The sequence below is a fragment of the Niallia sp. FSL W8-0177 genome, from assembly GCF_038006285.1.
Taxonomy (GTDB): Bacteria; Bacillota; Bacilli; order Bacillales; family Cytobacillaceae; genus Niallia; species Niallia circulans_A.
Map to the genome: position 1 here is coordinate 3,125,931 of NZ_JBBOUX010000001.1, position 17,024 is coordinate 3,142,954.

Below are 17,024 nucleotides of genomic sequence, written 5' to 3' on the forward strand. Positions count from 1 at the left end.
CGGACAGATAGGTTTTTGTCTTTATTCATCTAATACATAGGAAGGCTCATTTCGTTTACGTTCTTCCATTTGTTCTGCGGTATAAATGATTTGCATCGGATTTCCCCCAACAAAGCTTCCTGCCGGGACGTTCTTATGTACTAATGTACCTGCAGAAACAATCGCACGATCACCAATTGTCACACCAGGAAGAATAGTGGAATTGGCACCAATCATGACTTCATCGCCAATTTCAATCTCCCCAAGTCTGTATTCCTCTATTAAATATTCATGGGCAAGAATAGTGGTATTGTAGCCTATGACAGTATTCTTGCCGACCTTAATTTTTTCTGGAAACATAATATCAAGCATTACCATTAAGGCGAAGGAGGTTTGATCTCCCACCTGCATTTTTAATAGCTTTCGGTACATCCAATTTTTCACTTTCAAAAAAGGCATATATCTTGCTGTCTGAATAACAATAAAATTTTTAATTACTTTCAAAAACGGAACCGTTTTATAAACATGCCATAAGGAATTGGGTCCACTAACCGGATATCTCGTCGTTTTTCTCATGTTTGTTGTACTTCAGGAATAGAAAGAATGTCTTTCATATTCTCAAAAATATAATCAGGATTATATGCCTGTAAAAATTCTTTCCCTTTTAGTGTCCAAGCAACACCCGCTGTTAAAGTACCTGCATTTTTCCCAGACAAAATATCATGTTTATTATCTCCAACCATAATTGCATCGCCAGGGGAAGCCTTTAATTTTTCAAGAGCAAGGAGAACCGGCTCGGGATCTGGTTTAGCGTTTGTTACATGCTCTAAAGCAACCACTACATCAAAAAATTCATCTAGCTTCGTCAATTTCAAGCCCATTTCCACTACATCGGAAAGTTTTGTTGATACAATTGCAAGCTTAAAGCCTCTTTGCTTTAATTCTTTAATAGCATCATAAACACCATCAAATATTGTAACAATCTTATCGTGATTCGCAATATTATAGGAGCGATACATTGCTATCATCTCTGGAGCTCTCATTTTATCAATCGACTCAAATGTTTCCAATAATGGTGGTCCCATAAAAGGAATGACATCAACTCGTTTATATTTTCCTGGGTAATAATGATTTAATGTATGTAAGTAGGAGGAAATAATTAATTCATTTGTATTTATTAGCGTTCCATCCAAATCGAATAATGCTGTATTAATCTTTCCAGTCAACCTAAACATTCCTTTCCATGATTAACCATTTGCATCTAAATAACGTTCACTTGCAAGACCCGTTTTCCGTCTATAAGCGATACAGATAATAGAAATGACAATTAACGCTAATGAAATTAATTGAGCCATCCGTAAATCACCAATCATAAGGCTATCTGTTCTCATTCCTTCGATAAAGAATCTTCCAACTGAATACCAAATAACATAAGTTAAAAAGATTTCTCCTCTACGTAAGTTCACTTTCCGTAAAACTAGTAAAATTACGAATCCAACAATATTCCATAATGATTCATATAAAAAAGTAGGATGATAGTAAGTGCCGTTAATATACATTTGATCGATAATAAAATTCGGCAAATGTAAACCTTCTAAAAAAGAACGTGTAACTTCTTCGCCATGTGCCTCTTGATTCATAAAGTTGCCCCAACGGCCAATAGCTTGTCCAAGGATTAGACTAGGTGCAGCGATGTCCGCGATTTTCCAGAAGGAAATACCCTTTTTCTTTGTAAAAATATAAGTAGTCACAATCGCACCAATTAAAGCTCCATGAATGGCAATTCCACCATTCCAAATTTTCGGTATATCCCCTAGATGATCTTTATAGTAGCTCCATTCAAAAATGACGTAGTAAATTCGCGCACATATAATAGAAATGGGGATTGCCCATAACATTAAATCAGGAAAGTCATCCTTTCCAAGTCCTCTTCGATTCCCTTCTCGCATTGCAATAACAAGAGCAAGAATCAATCCAAAGCCAATGATAAGTCCGTACCATCTAACATCAAACGGTCCTAACGAAAAAGCAATTGGATCAATTGGTTGTATATCTTCCATTCGATTTCCTCCTATTTCCCACGTTTTTCACAGCATTTCACTTTATTTATTTTCTTTCGTCAGATATAACATTGTTTAATTTATTCGTGAATTGTTCGGCTGCATTAACACCCATTCTTTTTAAACGGAAATTCATTGCCGCGACCTCAATAATTACCGCTAAATTTCGGCCAGGACGAACTGGAATTGTCAGCTTGGTTACTTCTGTATCAATTATTTTCATTTTTTCCTCATCTAAACCTAAACGATCATATTGCTTGTTTTGCTCCCATAATTCCAAAGACATAACTAAAGATATTTTTTTGTGGGTACGAACAGCCCCAGCTCCAAAAAGCGTCATGACATTAATGATCCCTAATCCACGAATTTCCAATAGATGTTCAATTAACTCTGGTGAACTACCGACAATTAAATTCTCATCTTCTTGGCGTATCTCCACACAATCATCAGCAACTAATCGATGCCCGCGTTTTACAAGCTCAAGTGCTGTTTCACTTTTACCTACACCACTTTTACCAGTAATTAAAACGCCCACACCATAAATGTCAACAAGAACCCCGTGAACCGCTGTTGTTGGTGCTAATTTTCTTTCCAAGAAATTTGTAAGACGACTGGAAAAAAGCGATGTTTTATGCTTAGATCGTAGTACAGGTACAGCTAATTCTTCTGATGCCTCTATTAATTGGGGAGGCACCTCCATATTTCGAGTAATAATAATTCCTGGCGTTGTATCACTACATAACTTGGTTAAGCGATTTGCCCTATCTTCCTCACTTAATCGTTCAGCAAAGGACAGTTCTGTCTTCCCTAACAGCTGAACACGTTCTGCTGGATAATAGTTAAAATAGCCAGCCATCTCGAGACCTGGTCTTGATATATCACTAACTGTAATTGGTCGATTAATTCCCTCTTCTCCACTTACAATTTCTAAATCAAACTCTTCGATAACATCTTTTATTAGTACTTTCGCTGCCATGAAGCTCCTCCTTTAAAGGTCACTGCTGTTAAGTTTTTTATAAACAGTATTAGCTGTTTAAGGTATGTTTTTTTAGAATTGCATATTCACCTTATTTTAGCATTAAACACTAAATATATGCTAGAATTCAGTCAAAATAATAAGAAAAGCTGCTAGGTAAAGCAATGGCCATTTCTCCACTCCTTTACCCGGCAGCTTTCTATTCTTTTCCTCGCAGAACTGTGTTTTGAACGATTATATTGCAAAGTGACAGTAGAACGCTAAAAAATAAACACATACCAAAACTCGAAATTTCAAAACTATCTCCCATTAATCTGTCTGTTAATGACAGCGTAATAGCGTTGATGACAAATAAAAATAGCCCAAGCGATAACACTGTTACAGGTAACGTCAATAAAATTAAAATTGGTTTGACAATAATATTTAGCAAAGATAAAATCACACTTGCTCCGATTGCCGCACCTATTCCCGATAAATAAAATTGTTCCTGAAATAATCCAGCTAATGCTACAAAGAATATAGCATTAATCAGTATTCCGATAATCCATCTCATTCCAATTACTCCTCATTTAAACACAGAAGAAGCTGATTGATTTAAGATACAGAAGAAAACCACATTTTACCTTGAAGTCCCTGTATCTTATTCATTTCTTCTATTAAAATTAATTGCTTTTTTCAATTTTCTTAACTTTTATCGATCCTGTTTTAGTATTAGCTTCAATTTTTGTATGATGCTCACTTGATTGGATTGATTTAAATTGTAACGTTTTTTGCAGAACTTCATTTTTTTCCTCTATTATTTGTATTCCCTCTAACTCTACATTGAATCCACCAAAATTCGTTTTTAATTCACCGCTGACCGCTAATGTTTCAGGTAAACTTACTTCAATGCTTCCTGTTGTCCCTTGGAGCTCAAGGATTTCACAGGTTTCTGAATGGTTCACACATGATATACTGCCATTAAAGGCTTGTAAATCAACTTTATTGAAATACCCCTCAACCGTAATAGAGCCATTTATTGTTTCTGCATCCAGTTTATCCATCTTTCCTTTTTCGACTTTAATACTGCCGTTTGCAGCATCTGCCTCCACTTTTTTGTTTTCACCAGCTTTTAGCGTTATTTTACCATTAGCTGTTTTAGCATACAATTTTTCCGCTTTAACATCAAACGTAGTAATTGGTCCATTAAATAAACGGATGATGGCTGATTCATATGAAATTTGTGGAATATAAACCTGTGCTTTCACTTTCATCCACTTATGGTTCGTTTTCACTACTAAGCGCTCATTATCTACTATTACGTCTACTTCCTTGAGAAATACTCTTTTTGCTTCCTCTAAAGAATTCACTCGATAGACCTTTGCTTTACACTCAATACTTACTTCCTCTTGATCCCATGGAATCAGTTCTACCTCTCCATTGGGAATATCGATATCCAACTTTTTGGGAGCAATATTATTGAATTGAAAAATGTGAGAAACTTCTTCAAAATGACCGAAGTTTAAATCTAGGTCTACTTCCTTCACCTTTTTTATGGTTGTATCAACTATGTCAAAAAGCTTATCTTTCGCTGCTTGAAAATTAAATCCATAATTTGAAGACGTTTCTTTCTTTTTTTCATGAAACTTTGATTCTTTTTGAAAATCTTCTAAAATTATTTTTTCTTCTTCATTTAAAGACTTTTTCTCATTCACTTCATCAACCTTTTCCATTAGCTTTAACGCTTCATCAACAGTTAATTTTCCACTTTCCACTAATTCTAAAATTCGCTTTTTCTCTTCTGCCACTTTAAATCCTCCTCAAAAAATACGATTTTATTCTTTTAAGTACTTTTCACAAAACATTAAAACACCGCTTATTTCCATTTGCTAATGTGAAGACTATTAGATTAAAGAAAAAAGACACTTTCAAAGCCAATCATTGGTTGAAATTACTAATTAACAGAAAGGACTCCTATATGTTAATACGGAATCATCCCAGCAAAGGTTTCAATTTGAATACTTTCTGATCTTCTTTATTTTATGTAGCGGGTTTCTAATTCAGAAGAATTTCTCCTTAAGTTAGGAAAAAAGAGACGAGGTCTGGCAGGTAACTGTTGGTAATAATTCCATCAGCTTTTCTACTTTCCCCGTCTCTTGATTTAAGTTGTAGCGATTTTTTCCGCTTCTTCGATACTATTCTTCATTCTTTGCCGCTCTCTATCTAGGATCGGCTTTAAATATTTCCCTGTATAAGACCCTTTTAGATTGGCAATATCTTCAGGAGTCCCTGTTCCTAATATTGTGCCACCTTTATCTCCGCCTTCTGGTCCTAAGTCGATAATATAATCAGCAGTCTTAATGACATCGAGATTATGTTCAATAACTAGTACTGTATCTCCATTTTCGACTAGTCGCTGAAGAACAATCAATAGTCTTGAAATATCATCAACGTGTAAGCCTGTTGTCGGCTCATCCAAAATATAAAAAGACTTTCCGGTAGATCGACGGTGTAATTCTGACGCTAGTTTTACCCTTTGTGCCTCTCCACCTGATAAAGTAGTCGCTGGCTGTCCGAGTTTAATATAACCTAAACCAACGTCCACAATTGTTTGCAATTTACGATGGATTTTCGGTATATTTTCGAAGAAGGATACACCATCTTCCACTGTCATTTCCAATACATCGGAGATGTTTTTTCCTTTATATTTCACTTCTAATGTTTCCCTATTGTATCGTTTGCCATGACAAACTTCACATGGAACATAAACATCTGGAAGGAAATGCATTTCAATTTTTATGATTCCATCTCCGCGGCATGCTTCGCATCTTCCACCTTTAACATTAAAACTAAAACGTCCTTTTTTATAACCGCGTACCTTTGCTTCATTGGTTGTCGCAAAAACATCACGTATATCATCAAACACACCCGTATAAGTCGCCGGATTTGATCTTGGTGTTCGACCAATTGGGGATTGGTCAATATCTATGACTTTTTCCAATTGTTCAATTCCCTTAATTTCCTTATGGGCACCTGGCTTTGCCTTCGCACGATTTAGCTTTTGAGCCAAGCCTTTATGAAGAATTTCATTAATTAAAGTACTTTTTCCTGAACCAGAAACCCCTGTCACAGCGATAAACATTCCGAGCGGTATTTTTACATTTACATTTTTTAAATTATTTTCTTTTGCCCCAGTAATTTCAATATATCTGCCATCACTTTGTTTTCTCTCTAATGGAAGTGGAATGAATTTCTTTCCAGATAAATACTGACCAGTTATCGATTGTGGATCATTCATTACTTCTTTTGGCGTTCCCACAGAAATAATTTCGCCACCATGGACACCCGCACCTGGACCAACATCAATTAAATAGTCAGCAGCCATCATGGTATCTTCATCATGTTCTACAACAATCAATGTATTCCCTATATCACGCATCTGTCTTAATGTATCGATTAATTTATCATTATCTCTTTGATGAAGCCCAATGGAAGGCTCGTCCAAAATATAAAGAACACCCGTAAGCCTTGAACCGATTTGTGTTGCTAAACGAATTCTTTGGGCTTCTCCACCTGATAAAGTTCCTGCCGCTCTACTTAGTGTTAGATAATCTAATCCAACATTGATTAAAAATCCAACTCTTTCTTTTATTTCTCGAAGAATCAAGTTAGCAATTTGTTTTTCTTTATCTGTTAAATCAACCTTCTCCATAAATTCATAGCATTCCACCACTGATTTTTCAGTAATTTTGCCGATATGCTGTCCGTTAATTAAAACAGCCAAAGCCTCTTTCTTTAGGCGATATCCTTTACATGTGCGACAAGGCTGTTCTGCCATGTATTTTTGCATTTGCTCACGGATGTAGTCAGAACTAGTTTCTTTATATCTTCTTTCCACGTTTTTCATAACGCCTTCGAATTGGATATCATTTTCTCTCACTTGGCCAAAGTCATTTTCATAGCGGAAATGGATATATTCCTTTCCAGATCCATAAAGGATTTTATCCATTAAATTCTTCGGAATGTTCTTTACAGGTATATTCATGTCAATTCCATAATGATTACATACACTTTCAAGAAGCTGTGGATAGTATTGAGAACTAATAGATTCCCAAGGAGCTATCGCATTTTCCTTTAAAGTTAAATTCCAATCAGGAATAACTAAATCTACATCTACAACTAGTTTATTTCCTAGACCATCACAATCTGGACAAGCTCCAAATGGACTATTAAAAGAAAATAGCCTTGGTTCTAATTCACTAATAGAGAAACCGCAAATTGGACAAGCGTGATGCTCACTAAACAGTAATTCCTCTTGTCCCATCACATCAATAATGACTTTTCCATTCCCGAATTGTAAGGCTGATTCCAATGAATCTGCCAGACGAGCAGTTATTCCCTCTTTGACAACAAGTCGATCGATAACTACTTCAATATTATGTTTCTTATTTTTCTCTAGAGAAATATCATCACCAATTTCAAACATTTCTCCATCGATGCGCAAACGAACATACCCTTGTTTTTTTACATCTTCAAGTACTTTCACATGTGTTCCCTTGCGCCCTGATACAACCGGCGCAAGTACTTGCAGTCTAGTTCTCTCAGGATATTCGAGAATACGGTCAACCATCTGTTCTATTGTCTGAGAAGAAATTTCAATACCATGCTCTGGACAAGTTGGTCTTCCTACCCTCGCAAATAATAATCTCAAATAATCATAAATTTCTGTTACAGTCCCCACAGTAGAACGAGGATTTCGACTTGTCGTTTTCTGATCAATAGAAATAGCAGGAGATAAGCCTTCTATTGAATCAACATCAGGCTTATCCATTTGTCCTAAAAACTGCCGAGCATAGGCAGATAAAGATTCTACATATCTTCTTTGTCCTTCTGCATAAATCGTATCAAAAGCAAGAGAAGACTTTCCTGAACCAGATAAACCAGTTATCACTACTAATTGATCTCTCGGTATTGTTATATCAATATTTTTTAAATTATTTGCACGTGCACCTTTTACGATAAGTTTATCTTTTGCCATTGTTCTCTCACCCCTCAGCCTTTAATTCAAGCAGTAAATCGCGAAGTTCTGCAGCTCTTTCGAAGTTTAATGCTTTTGCTGCTTCTTTCATCTCGTTTTCCATTTGTGCGATCATTGCTTCTTTTTCTTTTTTCGTTAATTTATCAAGTTTTGTAGTTGTTCCATACTCTTCAGGCTCCTCTGCTGCTTGCGTAGCACGGATTGTATCTCTAATTCCTTTTTGAATGGTTTGCGGGGTAATTCCATGTTCTTCATTATACTTTTCTTGAATTTCTCTACGTCTTTTCGTTTCGCTGATAGCGACTTCCATGGAATGGGTAATCTTATCAGCGTACATGATGACATGGCCATTAGAATTTCTCGCCGCCCGTCCAATCGTTTGAATAAGGGACCGCTCTGAACGAAGGAACCCTTCCTTATCTGCATCCAAAATAGTAACGAGTGAGACTTCAGGAATATCCAAGCCTTCTCGCAATAGGTTAATTCCTACCAATACATCGTATTTCCCAAGACGTAACTCTCGAATAATTTCAATCCGTTCTAATGTTTTTACTTCGGAATGTAGATACTGTACTTTTATCCCTATTTCTTTTAGATAATCTGTTAAATCTTCTGACATTTTTTTCGTCAGTGTTGTTACCAATACCCGTTCATTTCGTTTCATTCTCTCATGGATTTCCGCTATTAAATCATCAATCTGTCCTTCAATTGGACGAACATCAATGGTTGGATCAAGTAACCCAGTTGGACGGATTATTTGTTCAATCATAACAGGAGTATGTTCGATTTCATATGGTCCTGGTGTTGCAGAAACACAAATCATTTGATTAATATGCTTCTCAAATTCTCCGAACGTTAATGGGCGGTTATCAAGAGCTGAAGGCAGGCGGAAACCATGCTCAACTAATACGTTTTTCCGCGCTTGGTCTCCATTATACATTCCTCTAATTTGCGGCAACGTAACATGGGATTCGTCAATCACAAGTAAGAAATCTTTTGGAAAATAATCCAGCAATGTATAAGGAGTAGATCCAGGAGGTCTTAATGTTAAATGTCTTGAGTAATTTTCTATTCCTGAACAGAATCCCATTTCTCGCATCATTTCTAAATCATAGCGTGAGCGTTGTTCTAGACGCTGAGCCTCTAATAATTTATTATCTGCTCTTAATTGCTCTAAGCGTTCTTCTAATTCTTTTTCAATGTTTTCAATTGCTATTTTCATTTTCTCTTCTCTTGTTACGAAGTGAGACGCCGGAAAAATAGCAATATGATTTCGTTCTCCTAAAATTTCACCCGTTAATGCATCCACTTCCCGAATCCGGTCTATTTCATCTCCAAAAAATTCGACTCTTATACAATGTTCATCTCGGGACGCTGGGAAAATTTCGACTACATCACCACGGACACGAAAAGTTCCCCGTTTAAAATCAATATCATTTCGATCGTATTGAATATCCACTAATTTACGAAGCAATTGATTTCTTTCCAATTCCATACCGGTTCTTAATGATACAACCATTTCTCGATATTCTTCTGGAGAACCTAATCCATATATACAAGATACACTGGCAATAATTATTACGTCATCTCTTTCAAATAAGGAAGATGTTGCTGAGTGACGGAGCTTATCAATTTCATCATTAATGCTTGCATCTTTTTCAATAAACGTATCCGTTTGCGGGACATAAGCCTCTGGTTGGTAATAATCATAGTAGCTAACAAAATATTCTACTGCATTATTAGGAAAAAATTCTTTAAACTCACTATATAATTGACCTGCTAAGGTTTTATTGTGAGCAATAATTAATGTTGGCTTTTTAACTTCTTTAATCACATTGCTTATGGTGAACGTTTTACCCGTCCCAGTTGCCCCCAGCAAGGTTTGAATCTTCTCTCCTGCTTGTATACCTGAGACTAATTTTTTGATTGCTTCTGGCTGATCTCCTTGAGGAGTATACTTCGAAACTAATTCAAAATCATGACTCACTAAACCATCCTCCGATCTATACACACGCCTGTTTATTCATCTATTCCATTGCTGCTTTATGTTAATACTCCACGATATTAGCTATTTTCGTACACTCTGTTGTTTTAAGGATTCAAATTCTCCGCAAAAACAAAAAGCAACAAATTAAGGAAAACAACAAAATGAAAAGACGATTTTTAACCATTTCTTTCTTTAATTCCTACCTATGTAATCAATATAACATCATTCTACCACAAACCTTCCATTTCAAACCACAAAAAAGAGAACAAACATTCGATTTATTTTTGAACATAATTTGATTAGGACGAAAAACATTTCCCTATAAAAAAATGACTATACGAAATACCTATCCTCTTTATCGACGGAAAATCGTTTAGTCATTCTTCTTCTCTATTCTTTTTTATATTTCTTCTATTAAGTATCCTTACTTGCTAATCTCTCTTTCCAATTTCTACTGATCATATAACCAATAGTCATAGAAAAAGCATCAACGACAATTAATAAAAATGTATCCGTATATCCTCTGTAAACCGAAGCAGCAATTAAAGCAACGGTTAAGACTAAACCAATAATTGGATAATAGGTTGCTTTTGAAAAAAGGATTACCAATAGGCACGGGAAAAATAGTGCAGCTATATATTTCCCCATCTATATACACCTCTATTTAACAAATTTCACTTCATTGACCGTTAATCCAAATTTCCCTAGTGCACTTGCTAAATTATTAAATATTGGTATCTGGCTAAAATCTACACCTAGTTGAATAGCTGTTTGTGCCACCTCTGGTCTTAATCCTGAAAGATAACCTTTGACACCAATTAATCGTAAAGCATGAATCACTTGGAAAATTTGATGCGCAACCATTGTATCAATTAGGGGCACACCCGATAAATCAATAAATAAGTGATTAAATCGTTTCTCGTTACATTCCTTTAGTGTATTCTCCATAATTAATTGCGCTCGCTTTGTATCAATATCGCCGATTAATGGAATAACACCAATTCCCTCCGTAATTGGAATAACTGGGCTGCTTAATTCATATATAGTTTCTTGCTGTGCCGTTAATTGCTGAAATTTATATTTATCATAAGAACCAATAAAAATATTTACAAATAAATCAAATGCATAATGAATTAATCGTATCCATTCAAAGAGTGTAGGAATTGTTAAATGAGCAGTAGTCTCCGCAGAAAATTTTTCTACATATGATAAAAGAATGCCTTTAACCGTGTTAAGCTGTTCAATTGATTCTAAAATTGGTACTAAGTCTTTCGCCCGCTTTTCTGCAACTTTAAGAGCCCATTCAGAAATATTTGCTGAATATACTTCTTCTTCCTCAATAAAAACCTTTATTACATTTTCTAAAAGAGTTTGATGGGCGGTAATTAGTTCTGCCATATTCTCTGCTGATTTATGGACTGAATAAAAGGATGAATCACTATTTTCTATCATGCTTAGCCACTCTTTACGCATATCAACAAGATGGTCATTTAAATAAGTATATAAACTTTGCATACAAGGTTCCAACTAATTCTCCTCCTAATTCAAGAAACAAGGCTTCATTAGGTTTCTATATGGCTATTTCTTACAATACAATAACAGAAGCATTCACAACTGTCTATTTTGATTTTCTACTCTTTTTCTTAAAATCCGGTCTAGTGTTTATCGATAAATATATACTATTATATAGTTCTCCACATAGTGAAACAAGCAAGAAGCCTTTTGTTAAAAACAGAATCCTTATGTAATTTTTAACAAGCTTGTTGCAATCACTTGAAAGATTGGTTTCACAGAAGATGCTCTTTTCTTAGCTTGTTCTAGCAATACAATAATTTCATCTAGTTCTTCAGGACTTAACTCTTCCACAATCCAATCTTCCAAATCCTGATTCTTAATGATTATCGTACGATTTGGTATATCAATCGTACGATAATTCCTCAATTCATTATGAATGAAATTAATATGATGTTGATATTTCTTTTCCTTATGTAAAGAATATGTATTTTTATTCACTCGACTCCTCTTCATCCTTCCGCTCCTCTCTCTATGTATCTATGCATCTTCTTCTATTCTATTTGGTAAATATATAGCTATTATAATAGGAAAAATATACAGAAGGCCTTACTCCCTAGTAATTTCTACTAAAATAGGCAATAAGAAGTGCGATAACTAGTCAAAAAGTCCGTTTTATCTATGATGGAGCTAAGGTAATATTTACTAATAAGGGGATGCGAGGCAGCAATATATAGCCATTATGTAAAGGAGACAATTAATATGGGAAAAGGAACTATGGATATTGTTGGGTATCGTATAAAAAAGGATGTTTATTCAAACTCTATTGAAGGCTTACTTCTACTTAAAAAGGACTCCATCTTAACCAAGAAGCATGTTGAATTACTTACAAAGCATCAGGTTAATCCATTTGATGTTATTGAACCTACAGATGAAACCGCTACCTCCTCCGATAATAAGGAATTTACTAATTTGCTAGATGAGGTAAAAGAAACTTTCCATCGCATTATGGAACAAGATAACAGCACGGTGGAAAAACTCTTAACTGGCTTTAAAGACATCATTGATTCTTCTCTTCAAGAATTAGCAATTTTAGAAATTCTTCATAAAGAAGTCTCACCAAATGATTATATTTACCAGCATAGTATAAATGTTGGAATCCTTTCCGCCATTATTGGGAAGATTTTAGGATTGCCTAAAAAGCAATGCCATCTGCTTAGTCAGATGGGATTATTTCATGATATCGGAATGTTATAGTTGGATTCATCTATTTTAAAGGCATCTGCTCGTTTAACACAAACAGAATATAAAGAAATGCAAAAACACACAATCTATGGAAAAAGTATTTTATTTCAAGTTCCACAATTGGATATATTAATATCGCGAACTGCTCTGTTACATCATGAAAAAATAAATGGCAGAGGCTACCCCTCTCAGCGTACAGAAAAGGATATTCCTTTCTTGATCCAAATTGTTTCCGTTGCAGACAAATTTAATAGCATGTGTACTGCTAATACGTATAAAGACAAGAAAACCTACATTGAAGCTATTGATGAATTAATGAGTGAATCCTATGGAAATGCTTTAAATCCAGCTATTGTTATTCCATTTACCAATTTCATCATGAGGAAGCAGCTCTTTAAAAAAGTCATGCTATCTAATAATGAAACAGCAGAAATTATCTTTATTCATCAAAATGAACCTCATTTACCATTGATTCGACTAAAGGATTCCTATATTGATTTACGCAGGACTTCCTCTTTAAAGATTACTGGATTAGCAAATTGAATAATAAAAATGGTCAAATCACGAGTGATTTGACCATTTTTATTATTCGAGGATTTTTTAAACCCCTTTATAGGCTTTACGATAAATATCTGCTAACTCTGTAACTAATGGTAATTTAGGGTTAGCTGTTGTACATTGATCTTCAAAGGCACGGTCCGCTAAATAATCCACTTTTGCTTCGAATTCTTTTGCATCTACGCCTTGTGCAGCAATACTCATTGGAATATTCAGTTCTTTCCCTAGTCTGATTACTGCCTTTACAAAGTTGTCTACACCTTGTTCAACTGTATTAGCCGGCAATCCAAGAATTCTAGCAAGATCCGCATAACGTTCATCTGCTTTAAAATATTCATATTTAGGGAATGACATGAATTTTTTTGGTTTCTCAGCATTATATCTGATAACATGTGGCAATAAAATTGCATTAGAACGGCCATGTGCGATATGGAATTCGGCTCCTAATTTATGTGCCAAGCTATGGTTAATTCCTAAGAACGCATTTGCAAATGCCATACCGGCGATCGTAGAAGCATTATGCACTTTTTCACGTGCTTCTTCATCATTTCCATTACGATAAGCTCTTGGTAAATATTCAAAGATCAATTGAACAGCTTTAACTGCTAATGCATCTGTATAGTCATTTGCCATATTTGATACATACGCCTCCACAGCATGTGTTAGTACGTCCATCCCTGTATCTGCTGTAACGGATGGTGGAACTGTCATCACAAATTGCGGATCAATGATTGCTACATCTGGTGTTAACTCATAATCTGCTAAAGGATATTTAATATTTTGCTCTTTATCGGTAATAACCGCAAAAGATGTTACTTCAGATCCAGTACCAGAGGTAGTTGGAATTGCCACAAATTTAGCTTTTCCACCCAATGATGGATATTTATATACTCTTTTGCGGATATCTAAGAACTTTTGCTTTAAGCCAAAGAACTCTTCATCTGGATGTTCATAGAATAACCACATTCCTTTCGCTGCATCCATTGGAGAACCCCCACCAAGAGCGATAATGCAATCCGGCTGGAATTTAGCCATCATTTCTGTTCCTCTAACAACTGTTTCAATAGATGGATCTGGCTCTACATCGGAAAATACTTCTACTTGCACTAGATTTGAACGTTTTCTTAAGTTATAAAGTAATTTATCAACATATCCGAATTTGACCATATATGGATCAGTTACGATAAACACTCTAGAAATGTCCTTCATTTTTTGTAAATACTGTACAGAGTTTTTCTCAAAATAGATTTTTGATGGAACTTTAAACCATTGCATATTTACATTCCTTTTTGCTAGTTTTTTTACATTCAATAAATGAATGTCTGTTACGTTAGTAGATACAGAGTTTTTACCATAAGATCCACAGCCAAGTGTTAAAGATGGCATGAAAGCATTGTAGATATCACCGATCGCACCTTGAGAAGATGGAGCGTTGTTAATAATTCGGCATGCTTTCATTCTTAGCGCAAAGTTTTCGATTACTTTTGGATCTTCAGAGTGAATAACTGCTGAGTGTCCTAATCCGCCGAATTCTAGCATTTCTTCTGCACGTTTGATTCCTTCTTCTGTTGATTCAACTTTATAGCATGCAAGGACTGGACTTAATTTTTCTCTTGATAGCGGGTAATTTGGTCCCACACCCTCTAATTCCGCAAGTAGGATTTTGGTATCTTCCGGAACTTTTACTCCTGCCAATCCTGCGATATAATGAGCAGATTTACCAACGATATCAGGATTTACAGCACATGTGTTTTCATTAATTACTAGTTTTTCTACTTTGGCTAATTCCTCTTTATTTAAGAAATAACAGCTATTACGAACTAATAAATCTTTCACTTCTTCATAGATTTCTTTATCAATGATTACTGCTTGTTCAGAGGCACAAATCATTCCATTATCAAATGTTTTAGAAAGAATTAAATCAGTGACTGCTCTTTTAACTTTTGCTGTTTTTTCAATATAACAAGGTACGTTACCAGCTCCAACTCCCAGTGCTGGTTTGCCACAACTGTATGCAGATTTAACCATTCCTGGTCCACCAGTTGCAAGAATTAGTGCGATATCATTATGGTTCATTAATGCTTTTGTTGTTTCAATGGAAGGTTTTTCAACCCATTGAATACAGTTTTCTGGTGCCCCTGCTTTTACAGCTGCATCTCTTAAGATTCTAGCCGCTTCACTACTGCATTTCTGTGCAGAAGGATGGAAAGCAAAAATAATTGGATTCCGTGTTTTAATAGCAATAATAGCTTTAAACATTGTAGTAGAGGTAGGGTTTGTAACAGGTGTTACTCCTGCAATCACTCCAACTGGATCAGCGATTTCGACAATTCCTGTTTGTTGATCCTCATTTATTACCCCAACTGTACGATCATATTTAATATTGTGGTATATATATTCTGTAGAGAATATATTCTTTGTTATTTTATCTTCATAAATGCCTCTTCCGGTTTCTTCTACTGCTAGTTTAGCTAAATACATATGTTTATCTAAGCCAGCAAGAGCCATTGCTTTTACTATTTCATCTACTTGCTCTTGATCTAAGGACATAAATTCCTTTAGTGCTCTTTTTCCTTTCACAGCCATTTCATCAATAACTGCTTGCACATCAACTTGTTCATTTTTCCCTTTTACTTCTTTTTCAACAACTGACATCGTAGATCCCTCCAATTATAGAGAATGATAATTATGTGAAGTTTTTCACATATTACTTTAAAGAAAAAACTACTTTATAAAAGCAGTTAATTTGTGAAATATTTCACAAATTATTCTTTAAAGAAAAACTACTAATATAGTAGTTTAATTTTCCTACCAACTTACAGTTCTTGTTGCTTGTTTGCAAATTCTCGTTAGTTTTTCTTTACACGCTTATCATATAACGACTTGTGAAAACCTTCAAGCCTATTTAAATAAATTTGTTCATATTTTCACAATGACGTTCACATTTTATACAAATTTGAAATATCCCCTTATTTTTTCTATAATATTAAATGTGATAAATTCAACAATGAAAGGGTTTACAATGTGAATAAAAAAATAGTTAGGTCGAGTACCAATCATGATACCTATCAGTTCATTATCCATGTTTCCTATCAGCTATTTATGGAATTAGGATATCGAAAGGTTAGTACAAGAATGATTGCAGAACATTGTGGAATTACACAACCAGCCTTATATCATCATTTCAAAAATAAACAAGATATTTATAAAGAAGTAATTAATGCGTCTATAAAACAAACCGAACAAGCTCTCTTAAACATTACGAAAAAATTCGAGAATCTTCAAGAATGTCTCTATCAAATTGCTATTTACTTTTTAGAAAATTATCAAGAGGATTTAATGCAAATGTTTCATGACTTACAGCATGAAATGCCGGCTGATGTCCAAACACATTTAAGAATTCGCTGGCAGGAAGGATTTTTGAACCCCATTATACAAGTATTTGATCAAGAGGAAAAAAACAATGCAAATATTTCCTACAATAAAATAGAAAGTAATAGCCAAGAAATTGCCTTGATGTTTCTTCAATATATTCAAACAGCGATGCAGCCTTCTTATATGAAAGAACTATCTTCTAATCAACAAAAAAAGGAAATCCAGCGAAAGGCAAAGTTAATTGTTCATTTATTTTTGTTTGGCCTAGTAGATAGGTAATGATTTTGTAAAAAACACTTCATTTCTTTCTGTATT

Annotated in this window: 15 protein-coding genes; 3 read left to right on the forward strand and 12 right to left on the reverse strand. The window is 34.9% G+C overall.

From position 1 onward, the window contains the following. Window positions 1-21: 21 nt before the first annotated feature. The 11 genes from NST77_RS15485 to NST77_RS15535 form a co-directional block, all read right to left on the reverse strand. Complete coding sequence (locus NST77_RS15485) at window positions 22-555, reverse strand: acyltransferase (protein WP_095330358.1); 534 nt, start codon at window positions 553-555, stop codon at window positions 22-24. Next, complete coding sequence (ppaX, locus tag NST77_RS15490; RefSeq protein ID WP_341123169.1) at window positions 552-1,205, reverse strand: pyrophosphatase PpaX; 654 nt, start codon at window positions 1,203-1,205, stop codon at window positions 552-554. Before ppaX ends, NST77_RS15485 begins: the two co-directional genes overlap by 4 nt. 21 nt (window positions 1,206-1,226) lie before the next feature. Further along, complete coding sequence (lgt, locus tag NST77_RS15495) at window positions 1,227-2,039, reverse strand: prolipoprotein diacylglyceryl transferase (RefSeq protein ID WP_095330356.1); 813 nt, start codon at window positions 2,037-2,039, stop codon at window positions 1,227-1,229. A gap of 46 nt (window positions 2,040-2,085) precedes the next feature. Next, window positions 2,086-3,015, reverse strand: coding sequence for an HPr(Ser) kinase/phosphatase (gene hprK / locus NST77_RS15500; protein WP_095330355.1), 930 nt, complete (start codon window positions 3,013-3,015; stop codon window positions 2,086-2,088). A gap of 199 nt (window positions 3,016-3,214) precedes the next feature. Beyond that, window positions 3,215-3,568 carry a phage holin family protein gene (locus NST77_RS15505; protein WP_095330354.1) on the reverse strand — a complete coding sequence of 118 codons (354 nt, stop codon included), beginning with the start codon at window positions 3,566-3,568 and terminating at the stop codon, window positions 3,215-3,217. A gap of 109 nt (window positions 3,569-3,677) precedes the next feature. Continuing rightward, window positions 3,678-4,802, reverse strand: coding sequence for a DUF4097 family beta strand repeat-containing protein (locus NST77_RS15510; RefSeq protein WP_095330353.1), 1,125 nt, complete (start codon window positions 4,800-4,802; stop codon window positions 3,678-3,680). A gap of 353 nt (window positions 4,803-5,155) precedes the next feature. Then, window positions 5,156-8,032, reverse strand: coding sequence for an excinuclease ABC subunit UvrA (uvrA, locus tag NST77_RS15515; protein WP_095330352.1), 2,877 nt, complete (start codon window positions 8,030-8,032; stop codon window positions 5,156-5,158). A gap of 7 nt (window positions 8,033-8,039) precedes the next feature. Continuing rightward, window positions 8,040-10,019, reverse strand: a complete 1,980-nt coding sequence (gene uvrB, locus NST77_RS15520) for an excinuclease ABC subunit UvrB (protein WP_123258204.1) — start codon at window positions 10,017-10,019, stop codon at window positions 8,040-8,042. Between the two features lie 414 nt (window positions 10,020-10,433). Further along, complete coding sequence (locus tag NST77_RS15525) at window positions 10,434-10,667, reverse strand: CsbA family protein (RefSeq protein WP_095330350.1); 234 nt, start codon at window positions 10,665-10,667, stop codon at window positions 10,434-10,436. A gap of 12 nt (window positions 10,668-10,679) precedes the next feature. After that, complete coding sequence (locus tag NST77_RS15530; protein ID WP_095330349.1) at window positions 10,680-11,546, reverse strand: STAS domain-containing protein; 867 nt, start codon at window positions 11,544-11,546, stop codon at window positions 10,680-10,682. 213 nt (window positions 11,547-11,759) lie between these two features. Continuing rightward, window positions 11,760-12,032, reverse strand: coding sequence for a hypothetical protein (locus NST77_RS15535; protein ID WP_095330383.1), 273 nt, complete (start codon window positions 12,030-12,032; stop codon window positions 11,760-11,762). Window positions 12,033-12,293: 261 nt separating this feature from the next. Here NST77_RS15535 and NST77_RS15540 point away from each other — a divergent pair, with 261 nt between their 5' ends. Together NST77_RS15540 and NST77_RS15545 are read left to right on the forward strand one after the other, a co-directional pair. Further along, a complete protein-coding gene (locus NST77_RS15540; RefSeq protein ID WP_341123170.1) occupies window positions 12,294-12,788 on the forward strand; it encodes a hypothetical protein in 495 nt (164 codons plus the stop codon). Then, window positions 12,789-13,319: an HD-GYP domain-containing protein gene (locus NST77_RS15545; protein WP_341123171.1), complete on the forward strand. Its 531-nt coding sequence runs from the start codon at window positions 12,789-12,791 to the stop codon at window positions 13,317-13,319. It begins immediately after the preceding gene. A 57-nt stretch (window positions 13,320-13,376) separates the two neighbouring features. On the opposite strand, the gene adhE is transcribed toward NST77_RS15545, so the two are convergent. Further along, a complete protein-coding gene (gene adhE, locus NST77_RS15550; RefSeq protein WP_095330347.1) occupies window positions 13,377-15,989 on the reverse strand; it encodes a bifunctional acetaldehyde-CoA/alcohol dehydrogenase in 2,613 nt (870 codons plus the stop codon). Between the two features lie 369 nt (window positions 15,990-16,358). On the opposite strand from adhE, the gene NST77_RS15555 reads away from it, so the two are divergent. Further along, on the forward strand, window positions 16,359-16,988 hold the full coding sequence (locus NST77_RS15555) for a TetR/AcrR family transcriptional regulator (RefSeq protein WP_095330346.1): 630 nt from the start codon (window positions 16,359-16,361) through the stop codon (window positions 16,986-16,988). Window positions 16,989-17,024 lie beyond the last annotated feature (36 nt).